The sequence below is a fragment of the Streptomyces hokutonensis genome, from assembly GCF_000376565.1.
GTDB lineage: Bacteria > Actinomycetota > Actinomycetes > Streptomycetales > Streptomycetaceae > Streptomyces > Streptomyces hokutonensis.
In genome coordinates this window covers 93388-107106 of record NZ_BARG01000054.1, presented here as the reverse complement: position 1 = coordinate 107106, position 13719 = coordinate 93388, and the positions used below count along the sequence as shown (strand labels likewise).

Annotated in this window: 10 protein-coding genes; 1 reads left to right on the top strand and 9 read right to left on the bottom strand. The window is 71.3% G+C overall.

Annotation, left to right across the window (positions count from 1 at the left end):
* The first annotated feature begins 100 nt into the window (after positions 1–100).
* Positions 101–1663, top strand: coding sequence for an alpha/beta hydrolase (locus SSP08S_RS33880; RefSeq protein WP_019072109.1), 1563 nt, complete (start codon positions 101–103; stop codon positions 1661–1663).
* Between the two features lie 86 nt (positions 1664–1749).
* On the opposite strand, the gene moeZ is transcribed toward SSP08S_RS33880, so the two are convergent.
* The 9 genes from moeZ to SSP08S_RS33835 all read right to left on the bottom strand — a co-directional run bounded on the left by moeZ (position 1750) and on the right by SSP08S_RS33835 (position 13697).
* Entirely contained in the window at positions 1750–2928 is a 1179-nt protein-coding gene (gene moeZ, locus SSP08S_RS33875) for an adenylyltransferase/sulfurtransferase MoeZ (protein WP_019072108.1), read from the bottom strand.
* A 63-nt stretch (positions 2929–2991) separates the two neighbouring features.
* Complete coding sequence (locus SSP08S_RS33870; protein ID WP_019072107.1) at positions 2992–3741, bottom strand: spherulation-specific family 4 protein; 750 nt, start codon at positions 3739–3741, stop codon at positions 2992–2994.
* The gene (locus tag SSP08S_RS33865; protein ID WP_019072106.1) at positions 3729–4688 is read right to left on the bottom strand and encodes an NAD-dependent epimerase/dehydratase family protein; all 960 of its coding nucleotides are present in this window, start codon (positions 4686–4688) and stop codon (positions 3729–3731) included. Before SSP08S_RS33865 ends, SSP08S_RS33870 begins: the two co-directional genes overlap by 13 nt.
* A 144-nt stretch (positions 4689–4832) precedes the next feature.
* Complete coding sequence (locus tag SSP08S_RS33860) at positions 4833–6152, bottom strand: hypothetical protein (RefSeq protein ID WP_019072105.1); 1320 nt, start codon at positions 6150–6152, stop codon at positions 4833–4835.
* Positions 6149–8011 (bottom strand): DUF3492 domain-containing protein, encoded by a 1863-nt coding sequence (locus SSP08S_RS33855; protein WP_078532595.1) that lies wholly within the window; start codon positions 8009–8011, stop codon positions 6149–6151. The genes SSP08S_RS33860 and SSP08S_RS33855 overlap by 4 nt, the downstream gene beginning before the upstream one ends.
* Before the next feature lie 224 nt (positions 8012–8235).
* Positions 8236–9885, bottom strand: coding sequence for a dipeptide ABC transporter ATP-binding protein (locus SSP08S_RS33850; protein ID WP_019072103.1), 1650 nt, complete (start codon positions 9883–9885; stop codon positions 8236–8238).
* Entirely contained in the window at positions 9882–10880 is a 999-nt protein-coding gene (locus SSP08S_RS33845) for an ABC transporter permease (RefSeq protein WP_019072102.1), read from the bottom strand. The genes SSP08S_RS33850 and SSP08S_RS33845 overlap by 4 nt, the downstream gene beginning before the upstream one ends.
* Entirely contained in the window at positions 10877–11974 is a 1098-nt protein-coding gene (locus tag SSP08S_RS33840) for an ABC transporter permease (protein ID WP_019072101.1), read from the bottom strand. The genes SSP08S_RS33845 and SSP08S_RS33840 overlap by 4 nt, the downstream gene beginning before the upstream one ends.
* 4 nt (positions 11975–11978) lie before the next feature.
* Entirely contained in the window at positions 11979–13697 is a 1719-nt protein-coding gene (locus SSP08S_RS33835) for an ABC transporter substrate-binding protein (protein ID WP_019072100.1), read from the bottom strand.
* Positions 13698–13719: the final 22 nt, after the last annotated feature.

The window sequence follows — 13719 nt, the reverse complement described above, 5'->3', positions numbered from 1 at the left end:
CGGTTATCCACAGGCCGTCACGGGCTCGGCTCGCGCCGCCTACTATGGCCTGACCGCCATCCGCGGCGTGACGCGGACGGCCTGCGAGGGGGGAATGCACATGGCGCGATTCGTACGGTGGACGGCCCTGATGGCCGCCGCCGCACTGCTGACGGCCGGCTGTAGCGGCGGCTCGTCCGACGACGGCAAGGACGGCGGGGGCGCGGGGGACGCCAAGCCGTCGGCGGCCGACTCGGCCTCTTCCACGTCCACCACGGCCGCGCTGCCCGCGTCGCTGACCGCGCAGAAGCTCGACTGGGGGCGCTGCAAGGCCACCGGCGACTCGGCCGCGCCCAGCAGCGACTGGCAGTGCGCGACGCTCAAGGTGCCGCTGGACTGGGCGAAGCCGGACGGCACCACGATCGGGCTCGCGCTGATCCGCTCGAAGGCGACCGGCGGCGACCGCATCGGCTCGCTGCTGTTCAACTTCGGCGGCCCCGGCGGCTCGGGCGTGGACTACATGCCGGCGTACTCCACCACCGTGTCCGCGCTGCACGAGCGCTACGACCTGGTGAGCTGGGACCCGCGCGGGGTCGCCGCCAGCGAGGGCGTCCGCTGCCGCAGCGACAAGGCGATCCAGGCCGCCGAGGACGTGGACGCCACACCGGACACACCGGCCGAGGAGAAGGCGTACTTCCAGGACGCCACCGACTTCGGCAAGGGCTGCGAGAAAGCCGCCGGAAAGCTGATGTCACACGTGTCGACGACCGACACGGCCCGCGACATGGACCTGATGCGCCAGGTCCTGGGCGACACGAAGATGCACTACTTCGGTATCTCGTACGGCACCGAACTCGGCGGTGTCTACGCCCACTTGTTCCCGACGAAGGTGGGGCGGCTGATCCTGGACGCGGTCGTCGACCCGAGCGCCGACTCGGTGGGCCACGCGCTGAACCAGACCCGGGGCTTCCAGCGCGCCCTGGACGACTACCTCAAGTCGACGGGACAGGACCCCGCGCAGGGCTCGAAGAAGATCGCGGCCCTGCTGAAGCAGATCGACGCCAAACCGCTGGCGACGTCGACGGGGCGCAAGCTGACCCAGACGCTCGCCCTGACCGGCATCGTCCTTCCGCTGTACAGCAAGGAGAGCTGGCCGACACTGACCAGCGCCCTGGACTCCGCGAAGGAGGGCGACGGCTCGGAGCTGCTGGCGCTCGCCGACGGCTACAACGACCGTGACAGCGCGGGGCACTACGGCACGACGACGCATTCACAACGGGTCATATCGTGCTTGGACGACAAGCAGCGGCCGACGCCCGAGCAGACGCAGAAGCTGCTGCCGGAGTTCGAGAAGATCTCCCCCGTGTTCGGCGACTTCCTGGGCTGGGACACGGCCGGGTGGTGTCACGACTGGCCGGTGGCCGGTCAGTACGACACCCCGGAGGTGAGCGCGCCCGGTGCGGCGCCGATCCTGGTGGTCGGCAACACCGGGGACCCGGCGACGCCGTACGAGGGTGCCCGCAAGATGGTCGACGAGCTGGGCAAGGGCGTCGGTGTGGAGCTCACCTGGAAGGGCGAGGGCCATGGCGCGTACGGCAGTGGGAGCGACTGTGTCGACTCGACGGTGGACGCGTATCTGCTGAAGGGGACGGTGCCCAAGGACGGCAAGGTCTGCGCCTCGTAGCCCGCGCGTCGGCCCGGGTTTCCGCCCGGGCAGCGGAAAGGGGCCCGGCACCTGTGGTGCCGAGCCCCTCCCGGGAAGGCGTATGCCTAGTAGACCGGCTTGTCGGGCTCGATCTGGTTGACCCAGCCGATCACACCGCCGCCGACGTGGACCGCGTCGGCGAAACCGGCGGACTTGAGGACGGCGAGGACCTCCGCACTGCGGACACCCGTCTTGCAGTGCAGGACGATCTTCTTGTCCTGCGGGAGGGTCTCCAGGGCGGTACCCATGAGGAACTCGTTCTTGGGGATCAGCTTGGCGCCGGGGATCGAGACGATCTCGTACTCGTTGACCTCGCGGACATCGATGATCTCGATGTTCTCGCCGTCGTCGATCCACTCCTTGAGCTGCTTGGGAGTGATCGTCGAGCCGGCGGCCGCCTGCTGGGCCTCCTCGGAGACGACGCCGCAGAAGGCCTCGTAGTCGATGAGCTCGGTGACGGTCGGGTTCTCGCCGCAGACCGCGCAGTTGGGGTCCTTGCGGACCTTGACCTGGCGGTACTGCATCTCCAGGGCGTCGTAGATCATCAGGCGGCCGACGAGTGGGTCGCCGACACCGGTGAGGACCTTGATCGCCTCGGTGACCTGGATGGAGCCGATGGACGCGCACAGCACGCCCAGGACGCCGCCCTCGGCGCAGGAGGGGACCATGCCGGGGGGCGGGGGCTCCGGGTAGAGGCAGCGGTAGCAGGGCCCGTGCTCGGACCAGAAGACGGAGGCCTGGCCGTCGAAGCGGTAGATCGAACCCCACACGTACGGCTTGTTCAGCAGTACGGCGGCGTCGTTGACCAGGTAGCGGGTCGCGAAGTTGTCCGTGCCGTCGACGATCAGGTCGTACTGGCTGAAGATGTCCATCACGTTCTCGGCCTCGAGCCGCTCTTCGTGCAGGACCACGTTCACGTACGGGTTGATGCCCAGCACGGAGTCGCGCGCGGACTCCGCCTTGGAGCGGCCGATGTCGGCCTGGCTGTGGATGATCTGGCGCTGCAGGTTCGACTCGTCGACCTCGTCGAACTCCACGATGCCGAGCGTGCCCACGCCCGCCGCGGCCAGGTACATCAGCGCCGGCGAGCCCAGACCGCCGGCGCCCACACAGAGCACCTTGGCGTTCTTCAGCCGCTTCTGCCCGTCCATGCCCACGTCGGGGATGATCAGGTGGCGGGAGTACCTGCGGACCTCGTCTACGGTGAGCTCGGCAGCCGGCTCGACCAGGGGTGGCAGCGACACGGGGACTCCGTTGGTCGGTCAATCACTACAGTTGTTCTCCCCGTAACACTGCCATGCCCCTCTTCATTCCGAGACACCCGTTCCGATCCGCGAGACGATCTCGTCCCAGTAGCCGGGCATGGTCTCCCAGGGGTCGGTGCGGCCCCCGCGATCGGTGCGGTCGGTGAAGTAGATGGTCGAGGCGCCCTGCCAGCGGGCGATGCGCAGCGCCTCGTCGAGATGGCCGCGCGGGACGCTGTGCACGAAGTGGCAGAAGCGTTCGGGCGGGTGGTCGGCGGTCCACTCGGCCACCTGGGACCAGCGGTAGTCGCTCCACGGGCCGGAGAAGGTCACCAACTGGTCGGCGAACTTGGCGTATCCGGGGTGCGGGTGGGTGCCGTGCCCCAGGACGACATGGGCGCCGTCGCGGATCTCGCGGAGCGTGGTGACCGTGCGGCGGACCTCGGGGAGCGCGGTGCCTCCGGTGGGGCAGCGGTCCAGGAGGAAGCCGTCGGTCCGGTACCAGTCGAGATAGCGGTGCGCCTCGGAGATCAGCTCGCCGAAGGCGCGGGCGCCGTACGCGGCGTCCAGGTGGCCGAGCACGCGGATGCCCATGTTGCGCAGCCGGCCGGCCGCTTCCAGGCAGTGCGGGTCGGGACGCGCCCCCGGGCCGGAGGAGACGTTGAGGACGACCCAGTGCAAGGGGGTTCCGGGGCGGGTGAGTTCGCCCCACTCGGCCGGTGCGACGAGGGGGTGTGCGTAGCCGGGGATGCCGAAGCCGGTGCGGACACCGGTGGTCGCGGTGCCCGGGGTCGTGCTGGTCAGATGCGGCACGCCGCCTCCATCCAGATGTCCGCGAGGGACTCCTCCAGGTTGATCCGGGGCCGCCAGCCCAGCCGGTCGCGCGCGGTGCGCACATCGGCCTGCTGCCAGCTGCCGCAGCCGTCCGGGTACGGGTACGCGACCGGGGCCGCGTGGTCGGGGTCGCTGCGGGGGTGGCCGATGGCGGCCCGCAGCGGGCCGGGCGGGCCGTCGAGTTCGTGCAGTGCTCCGCCGTATCCGGCGACGCGGGCGAGGACGGAGGCGGCGTCGCGCAGCCGGACCGCGCGGCCCGAGCCGATGTTGATGACGCCCTGCGCGGCGGAGAGCGAGGCGGCGTGGACGGCGCGGGCCACGTCCCGTACGTCGACGAAGTCGCGTTGCGCGCCGAGGCCGCCGAGCTTGAGCTCGCCGTCGCCGGACTGCATGGCCCGGCGCATGGCCTCGGCGAGTCGGCCGAGCGGGGAGCCGGCGGGGGTGCCCGGTCCGGCGGGTGAGAAGACGCGCAGGACGACGGCGTCGAGACCGGAGCCGAGGACCAGTTCGGTGGCGGCGAGTTTGCTGACGCCGTACGGGCCGCCGGGGCGGGGGACGGCGTCCTCGGCCGTGGAGGAACCGGGCTGGCTGGGGCCGTACTCGGCGCCGCAGCCGATCTGCACGAGCCGGGCTCCGCAGCCGCTGCGGCGCAGCGCCTCGCAGACGGTGGCGACGGCGACGGTGTTGTGGCGGGTGAGTTCGCGGGCGCCGCCTCTGGTGGCACCGGCGCAGTTGACGACGACTCCGGGGTGGACGGCGTCCAGGAAGCGGGTGAGTGCTCCGGGACTGCCGGACGCGAGGTCGAAGCGGACATCGGCGTCGTCGCCGCGGCCGAGCGCGGTGAGCTGGACGGCCGGGTCGGCGAGCAGGCGGTCGGCGACGAACCGGCCGAGGTAGCCGTTGGCTCCGATCAGCAGGACCCTCATCGGACGGCTCCCGTGGCCGACTCTCCGGATCGGGAGGTGATCATCTGGCGTTCTCCTTCACAAGGTGATGCGGTTGCCTCCGGCGGTGGGGCCGGGCGCCTGCGGCTGGGTGACGGGGCCGGTTGGTTCGAGGTCATGGCGGCGTCACCGCGGCTCGTCCGCCGGCGCGTGCGCGGAGGCTCTGGTCAGCGTGCGGGTGGTGTGGAACAGGAGGGTCAGGGCGGCTGCTCCGCAGGCCAGGGCGGGGATACTGCCCGGCCCCCAGGAGCCCAGAAGGGTCTCGACGGGGGTGGCCAGGAAGCCGCAGTCGGGGAGCCGGCCGATGAGGTCCAAGGCCAGGGCCGTGACCTCCGTCGCGGCTGCCGCGCCCAGGGCGAGGGCCGGTGCGCGGGTGAAGCCGTGCACGAAGAGGAGGCGGGCGAGCAGCAGGAGCGCGCCGAGGGTGATGCCCTGGGTGTACGCGGCGGGCTCGCCCAGGACAGCTCCGCAGAGAGCGAGGAGGGCAGCGAGGGCACACACGAAGAGGGCGAACGTGCCCAGCAACAGCGGTTGCACGGAGTCGGCGAAGTCCTCCAGGCCGCGGCTGGTGGCGAGCTTGCGCCGGGCGCGTACGGCGAAGTGGTGGGCGCACCAGGCGGCTGGGACACAGGCCAGGGTGAGGGCCAGGACGGGTGCGGTGGCCGTGGGCCAGGGTCCGTCGGCGATGCCGGTCGGCAGGCTGTCGGGGCCGCCGTCGTCCGCCGCGCGGAGCAGACCGTCGCCGAGGAGGGCGTAGGCGAGCAGCCAGTATGTCCACAGGCGCGTGCCGGGCGGGGTGCGCCACGCAGGGGTGCCGGGCGGGGTGCTCAGTGAGCCCCGACCGAGCGCCATGCGCACGCCGAACGCCACAGCGAGGACACCGGCGACGGCCACCGCCGACCGCACCCGACCGTCCGTGAGGCGCACGCCTGTCACGACTGCGGCGCAGAGGACTCCGGGCAGCAGGGCGCGTACGGCCCAGACGGCGCGGGGCGCGGGCATGGTGGCGAGGTCGGTGTGGGAGTGCCGGGCCGCCGTGTCGGCGCGGGGCACGCGCGCGTACATCTCCTCGGCGAGCGAGAAGACGTCACGGTGCCGGAAGCGGGTGGCGGTCCGGTCGGTGACACCGTGCGCCTCGAGGCCCGCCGCGATCTCCAGCGGGTCGACGGCCCGCTCGCACAGCTCGCGGTGCCGGTGCATCAGCGCCTTCACGGGGTCGGCGGCACCGCGCCGGGCGGGGGCGGGCTTGCGGTCCGTTGTGTGAGGGGGCTGCACGGGGGCGGGGCGGGCGGTAGGCGAATCGGTGTCGTGGTCGACCCGCGCGTTCTCCGTCTCCGTCGCCGACTCCGGTTCCGCCTGTCCTCCGAGCCACTCCCCCGACTGTGCGTCCCACGCCTCCGCGCCGGCGGGCGTTCCGGGGCGGTCGAGTTCGCCGAGGCCGCTCATCGGGCCGCCTCCGTCGTCGGCAGCGGAGTGGTGGCGCGTACCGGTGCTCCCGCCGCCCAGCGTGGGCCGCCGCGAGCCACGACGCGGGCCCCGGGGGCTGCCGTAGGACCGGTCGCCGGGGCCGGTGTGGGGCGGCCGGTCCAGCGGCCGGGGACGTGGGACTCCGCGGGCGCGGCGAACGGGAGGGGTTCGCCGGTGTCGTCGAGGATGACGCGGTGGACCGGGGAGTGGGAGACGACCTCCAGGTAAATGCCGTGAAATGCCGCGATGTTCTGCTCGACGGTGAACAGTTCGAGTGCGCGGGCGCGCGCGGCGGCGCCCAGGCGCTCACGGCGCTCCGGGTCGCGCAACAGGGTCACGCACGCCTCGGCGAGCGCCCGTGGATTGCGCGGAGGCACGACGAGTCCCGTGCCGCCGATGACCTCGACCACCGCGCCGACGTCTGTGGACACGGTCGCCCGGCCGCAGAACATGGCTTCGACCAGGCCGATCGGGAAGCCCTCGACGACGCTGGACAGGACGATCACCGTGCCGGACGCGTACGCCTCGGCGAGCGTGGGGGCCTCCGGGCCGCCGATCTCCTCGAAGGACACCGGGTTGTCGCCGACCGCGTGCACGCCCTCGGCCTCGTCGGGGAAGAGCTGTGCGGCCAGCGCCCGGCAGTGGCCCAGGTAGGCCGCGCCCTCGGCACCGGCGGCCGCGCCGACGATCCGCAGGCGCGCCTTCGGCTCCTCCTTGCGGATCTCCGCGAAGGCGTGGAGCAGGGAGATCAGGTCCTTGGCGGGTTCGATACGGCCGACCCACACGAGCGTGTCCGCGTCGGCGCGGTCGGGCGCCTCGCCCACCTCCGCGAAACGGGACGCCTCCATGCCGGGGTGGACCGTGCGCAGCTTCGTGCGGTCGGCGCCGCAGCGCTCCTGCCAGCGGCGGGTGTGGGTGTTGCCGGGGGTGATCAGCGCGGCCCGCCGGTACACCTCGGCGGCCAGCCTGCCGTGGAAGGCGGCGAGCAGGGCCCGTACGGCGGGCGGGGCGTCCGCGGAGGCCAGGTAGTGCGTGCGCAGCTGCACGCCGTACTCGGTCACCAGCAGCGGTACGCCGGCGAAGTGCCGGGCGAGCAGTCCGGGCAGGGCCGCGGTGCCGCCGGCCGTCGAGTGGCAGAGGTCCACGGAGCCGAGGGCGTCGTCCTCGTACCAGTCGAGCGAGAGGGGGCGCAGGGCGCGTTCGACGTGCGCCGCGACGGTCAGGAGGTCGGGCACGCGCGCCTCGCGCGCCGTGCGGAGTGCGCCGGGCGCACGACAGGCGCGTTCGAGGGCACGTACGGCGCTCTCGGAGCGCAGCGCGGACACGAGTCCGCCCTCGTCGCGGGCGAGTTCCGCGAGCCCGTACAACGCGTTGGCGAAACGGTCCGCCACAACGGCGGAAGCCTCCCTGGAGAGCGCGGAAGACCCTGCGGAAGCAGGCTCCGGGGACTCCGAAGGCCGCGCGGAACCATCCGGCTCCAGCCCGGCGGGGTCAGACACGGAGGACGGCGACTCCGCCGACACGCTCGGCCCCTGCACCGGCGCATCCCCCGCGCACAACACCGCCGCCAGCTCCTCGTAGTGCTCGCGGAACCGCCGGCGTGCGCGGCGGCCGAGCGCCGGTCCGTCGTCCTCGGTGCTCCACAGCGGCGCGGTACGCACCCGCCGGACCTGGGGCGGCAGTTCGAGCCAGCCCTCGTCCTCCTGGCGTTCGCTGCGGCTGAGCGCGTAGACGTCGAACTCGTGCTGCCCGAGCCCGCGCACGAGCCGGTCGCACCAGAGTCTGGCGTCACCGCTCACATACGGATAGCCACCCTCCGTAACCAGTCCTATGCGCACGACCACACCCCCGATCTCCCTTGTGGGGAGCCACCGTTGACCCGGCGGCTCGCAGCGGGACGAACGTATGCGGACATGACGGTGGCGCGACGGACGGTTGTCCATCGCGCCACCAAAAGGGGTGAACGGTCGTAACTTTCCCGTGCGGGTCGCGTTCGCTCGCGCTAAGGGATCACCCGGGGGCGGATCGTTCTACGATCCACGCCCAGATCGTTCTACGATCCTCAAGCCGTCGCCAACTCCCGTCGGACCGCCCTCCGCTGGGCCGCCACCTCCGGATCGAGGGCCGGTACGGCGGCCAACAGCTCCTTTGTGTACGGGTCCTGCGGGGAGTCGTAGACCTCGTCGGCGGGGCCTTGTTCAACGATCCTCCCGCGTCGCATCACCGCGACCCGGTCGCTGACCTGGCGGACGACGGCGAGGTCGTGGGCCACGAACACGAGGGCGAGGCCGAGTTCGCGCTGGAGTTCGCCGAGCAGGGCGACGACCTGGGCCTGAGTGGTGACGTCGAGGGCGGAGACGGGCTCGTCGCACACGATCACGCGCGGGTCGGCCGCGAGCGCCCGCGCGATGCCGACGCGCTGGCGCTGGCCGCCGCTGAACTCGTGCGGGTAGCGGTCGTAGTGCGCCCCTTCGAGCCCCACGCGCTCCAGGAGTTCGCGTACGCGCGCCCTGATGCGCCCCTCGTCCCGTTCGCCACGCGCGCGGAGCGGGTCGGCGATCGACTCGCCCACGCTGCGGCGGGGGTTGAGGGAGGAGACGGGGTCCTGGAACACCATCTGGACGTCGGGGCGTACGCCTCCCCCGGGCTTGATCTCGCCGGCCGTCGGCTTGAGCAGCCCGACCAGCATCCGGCCCAGCGTCGTCTTGCCGCTGCCGCTCTCGCCCACGATGCCGAGGGTCTCGCCCCGGTGGACGGTCAGCGACACGTCGTCGACGGCCGCGAACGCGCGCTTCCCGCGCCCGAATTCGCGCCGCAGTCCCGTTGCCTCCAGGACGACCTCCGGGGCCGCCGAAGACGCCTCGGGGGACGAACCCGAGGACCCCTCGGAGCGAACGCGCCGCGCGTCCACGCGCGGGACCGCACCCAACAGATCCTGGGTGTACGTCTCGGCCGGCGCCCCCAGCACGGTGCCCACCGGGCCGTGCTCGACGGCCCGCCCGTGTCGCATGACCAGGATCTCGTCGACGCTCTCCGCGGCGACGCCCACGTCGTGCGTGACGAGCAGCAGCCCCAGGCCGGTCTCCTCGCGGAGCGTGTGGAGCAGGTCGAGGATCTGGGCCTGGACGGTGACGTCGAGCGCGGTCGTGGGCTCGTCGGCGATGAGCAGCTCCGGTTCGCAGGCCAACGCCATGGCGATCAGGGCGCGTTGGCGCATGCCGCCGCTGAACTCGTGCGGGCGGGAGCGGGACCGTCGTAGCGCGTCCGGAATTCCAACTCGGTCCAGTACGTCGACGGCACGCGCGCGGGCCGCCCGACGCGACACGCGCGCGTGCACCCGGTACACCTCCGCTATCTGGTCGCCGATCGCGTAGTACGGGTCCAGGGACGACAGCGGGTCCTGGAAGACCATCGCGGCCTTGCCGCCGCGCAGCCGCCCCAGGTCCGCGTCGGACGCCTCCTGTACGTCGATGCCGGCCACGCGCACCGAACCGCCCACGTCGGCTCCCGTGCCGCGGTGCAGCCCCAACAGGGCCGAGGCGACCGTGGACTTGCCGGAGCCGGACTCGCCGACCAGGCCCAGCGCGGCGCCCTTCTCCAGCGTGAAGGAGAGGCCGTCGACGGCGCGCAGCGATCCGAACCCGACCGTCAGGTCGGTGACTTCCACCAGGACATCCGCCGAGACGCCCGTCGAAACGTCGACCGAACTCATGCGAGCACCACCCGTCGGTCGGCCACCGCGTACAGCACGTCCGCGACGGCGTTGGCGATGACCACGAAGAAGCCGATGACCAGGACCATGCCGACGACCACAGGGAGGTCGACGACATTGACGGCGTGGACGAGTTCCTGTCCGATGCCGGGCAGTCCGAAGAGAGTCTCGGTGAGGACCGCGCCGCCGACCGCCGAGCCGACGTTGTTGGCGTTGAGCGCGATGATCGGCGCGAACGCCCCCCGCAGGGCGTGCCGCCCGATGATGGACCGTTCACCGACGCCGTACGCGCGGAAGGTGCGGATGTGGTCCTCTGCGAGGGTCTCCAGCATCGACGCCCGGGTGAGCCGGGCGAACGTGGCGGCCTCGATGAGGGCCAGGGAGAGCCAGGGCAGCAGCAGGTTCCAGGCCCACTGTTCGGGATCGTCGGTCAGGCTGACGTACTGCGGGAAGGGCAGCAGTTGGAGCTGCCCGCAGACGACGATCATCAGCACCAGGCCGATGACGAAGACCGGGGTGGCGACGCCCGCGAGGGTGATGCCGGTCAGCAGGCGCTCGGTGAACCGGCCGCGCCGCCACGCGGACAGGACGCCCGTGCCGACGCCGAGGATCAGCCACAGCACCATCGCGCCGAACACGAGGGACAGGCTGACCGGGAGCTTCGCCAGGATCAGCTGGGTGACCTGCTGGTCGCCCTGGTACGACAGGCCGAGGCAGGGCGCCGAGCAGTGCTCCACCGAGGTGCCCGTGGAGTAGTCCTGGCCGACGAGGATGCCCTGGAGGAAGTGCCAGTAGCGGAGGTACAGCGGGTCGTCGAGCCTCAACTGCTGGGCGACCTGGTGCACTTGTTCCGGGGAGCAGCGCGGGCCGCAGGTGATCTGGGCGACGTTCCCGGGGGTGACGAAGAAGACGACGTAGACGATCACCGAGATCGCGAGCAGGGTGATCACGGTGCCGACACCGCGGCGCAGGACGAATCCTCCGAAGCCGCTCATGACGTGGCCTCCTTGGAATTCGTGCTCTTCGTAGTCGCGCCTTCGGTGCGGACGTCGCCCTTGGTACCGGCGTCCTTGCCGCTCGCGCCCTTGGTGCTCGCGTCCGCCTTCGCCTCGCCCTTGCGGCCGGTGCCGATACGCAGGCGGGAGGCCGCGCGCGGGTCGAGGGCCGTGCGGATGCCGTCGCCCAGGACCGTCAGGGACAGCACGGTGACGAACAGCGCACCGGCGGGCAGCAACAGGTACTGCGGGGCCGCCTGGTACCAGACGTCGGCGGCGGTGAGCATCTGTCCCCAGGAGGGCGTCGGAGGCTTCACACCGACGCCGAGGAAGGACAGCGCGGCCTCGACGGTGATGTTCATCGGGACGAGGAGCGCGGCGTACGTGATGACGGGCGCGGCGAGTCCCGGGAGCAGTTCGCGGCGGGCGATGCGCCAGGTGCCCCAGCCGCTGAGCCGGGCGGCGGAGACGTAATCGAGTTGCTTCAGGGTGAGCGTCTGGGCGCGCACGATCTTCGCGGTGTTGCCCCAGGCGATCAGGCCGATGACGAGCGCGACCAGCAGGGGCCGCGGAAAGCTGCTGGGCACGATCGCCAGCAGCGCCAGCGACATGATCATCAACGGCATCGCGACGATGATCTCGGTCAACCTGCTCAACAGTTGATCAACCCATCGACTGCCGAGCGCGGCGGCGACACCGACCACGACACCGATGAGGACCTGTACGACGGTCGCCCCCAGCGCGACACCGAGCGAGACCCGGGCGCCGTAGACGAGACGCGCGAACAAGTCGCGGCCGGTCTGTGGTTCGACGCCGAGCCAGTGGTCGCCGGTGATGCCCCCGAAGGAGCCGGTCGGGACGCCTCCGCGCGCGGAGTCGATGAGCGAGGGGTGGTAGGTGAAGGGGTCCTGGCCCTCGATCGCGGTGAGCAGTGGCGCGGCGAGCGCGACCAGGACGAGCAGGGCGACGACGGCCGCCGCGACGAGGGCGGCGCGCTGCGCGCGCAGCCGCCGCCAGAACTGACGGGCCCCCGAGGCCGCCGGGACGGAGACGTCCGTCCCGGCGGCCTGGGAGGCGACAAGTGCCTCGCTCATGGGGTTACTTGACCGCGACCTGGGAGATGTCCAGGACGCCGGTCCAGTCGCTGATCACGACGTTCTTGATGTCCTTGCCGACCAGTCGCTTGTAGACGGGGTGGAACAGCGGCACGGTCAGGGCCTGCTCGCCGATCTTCTTGTCCAGTGCGCCCCACCTCTTGGCGGCCTCGTCAAGATTCGTCAACTTGTTGATCGCGTCAATCTCGGCATTGACCGACTTGTCATTGAGCAGGCCGGTGTTGAAGTTCGCGCCGTCCTTGACGATCTGGCGGCCGTCGAAGATCGGGGCGAGGAAGGGACCGCCGGAGGGCCAGTCGGCACCCCAGTGGGCGAGGAAGAAGCCCGGCTCGGTCTTGACGCTGTGGATCTTGTCCTTGTAGTCGTTGATCTCCAGGCCCTGCAGCTTGACGGTGATGCCGGCCTTCTTGAGCGCGTCCTGGATCGCGGTCGCGATCTCCGGGCTGGTCTCGAAGTCCTTGTCGTTGGAGTGCGTCAGCGTGACGGTGATCCCCTTCGGGTAACCGGCCTCCTTCAGCAGCTCCTTGGCCTTCGCCGCGTTGCCGGACGCGCCCGCCGGGAAGAGGTCGTAGGGGTCGTACCCGAAGGACTTCTGGTTGGGCAGGAAGGTGGTCGCGGCCTCGGCCAGCGACGAGCCGCCCGCCGCGTTGACCACCGACGACCGGTCGACGGCGTACGAGATCGCCTGGCGCACCTTGACGTTGTTGAACGGCGCGACCGTGGGGTTGAACGCGATGTAGTTCGTGTAGCCGAAGTGCCCGGTGCCGACGCGCGCGGCGAGTTCCTTGTCGCCGGTCACCTTGGCGAGCTCGGCAGGACCGAGGTTGGTGTCGGTCGTGACGGCGGTGGCGTCCGCACCCTGGGACGACGACAGCCGCTGGTTGATCACGGAGGAGTCGAGCCCGGACTTCACGTCGATCTTGTCCGGGTAGGCCTTGCGCTCGGAATCCGTGGCCGTGGACCAGTACTTGTTGCGCTCCAGGACGAGCGTCTCACCGTCGTTCTGGTTGCTGACGACCTTGTACGGCCCCGAGGAGATCGGGTGCTGCTCGTACTTGGTGCCCGTGTCCTTGCCCTGCGGGACGGGCGTGAACTGCGTCTGCGTGGCGAGGTAGGGGAACTCGCCCTCGGGCTTGTTGAGATGGAAGACGATGGTCCGGCTGTCGGGAGTCTCGATCGCGCTGAGCCCCTTCTTGTCCTTGTACGGCCCCTGGTAGTCGGCCGCGCCGACCAGCCAGTCCCGCAAGTAGGGCGCGCCGCCGGAGAGTTCGGGGGCGAAGGAGCGCTCGATGCCGTACTTGATGTCGGCCGAGGTGATCGCGGTGCCGTCCTCGTACTTGAGGCCCTTCTTCAGGGTGTACGTCCAGACGGTCGCGTCCTTGTTGGGGCGCCCGGTGTCGGTGGCGAGGTCCGGGACGACCTTGGCGCCGGCCGCGCCGTTCTCACGGTTGCGGGTGGTGAGCGTACGGAAGACGAGGGAGGGGACGTTGCCGCCGCCGGAGGTGTACAGGCGCGCCGGGTCGAAGTCCTCCTGGGGGTTGGAGTTCAGGACCGTGAGCGTGCCGCCCTTGTGCGGCGTGGAGTCGCCACCTGAGCCCTTGGCATCGTTGTCCTTCGGCCCGCAGGCGGCGGCGCCCGCTGCCACGGCCAGGCTGACGGATGCCACGGCCACGCGCCGGGCTATGACGGACGGTTGACGCATCGGAATGACGACCTCTCGGGGG

Bases quoted from the DNA above. Each gene is read 5' to 3' on its own strand.
- SSP08S_RS33880 (WP_019072109.1), top strand. From the start codon at position 101: ATGGCGCGATTCGTACGGTGGACGGCCCTGATGGCCGCCGCCGCACTG.
- SSP08S_RS33865 (WP_019072106.1), bottom strand. From the start codon at position 4,688: ATGAGGGTCCTGCTGATCGGAGCCAACGGCTACCTCGGCCGGTTCGTC.
- SSP08S_RS33860 (WP_019072105.1), bottom strand. From the start codon at position 6,152: ATGAGCGGCCTCGGCGAACTCGACCGCCCCGGAACGCCCGCCGGCGCG.
- SSP08S_RS33850 (WP_019072103.1), bottom strand. From the start codon at position 9,885: ATGAGTTCGGTCGACGTTTCGACGGGCGTCTCGGCGGATGTCCTGGTG.
- SSP08S_RS33845 (WP_019072102.1), bottom strand. From the start codon at position 10,880: ATGAGCGGCTTCGGAGGATTCGTCCTGCGCCGCGGTGTCGGCACCGTG.
- SSP08S_RS33840 (WP_019072101.1), bottom strand. From the start codon at position 11,974: ATGAGCGAGGCACTTGTCGCCTCCCAGGCCGCCGGGACGGACGTCTCC.
- SSP08S_RS33835 (WP_019072100.1), bottom strand. From the start codon at position 13,697: ATGCGTCAACCGTCCGTCATAGCCCGGCGCGTGGCCGTGGCATCCGTC.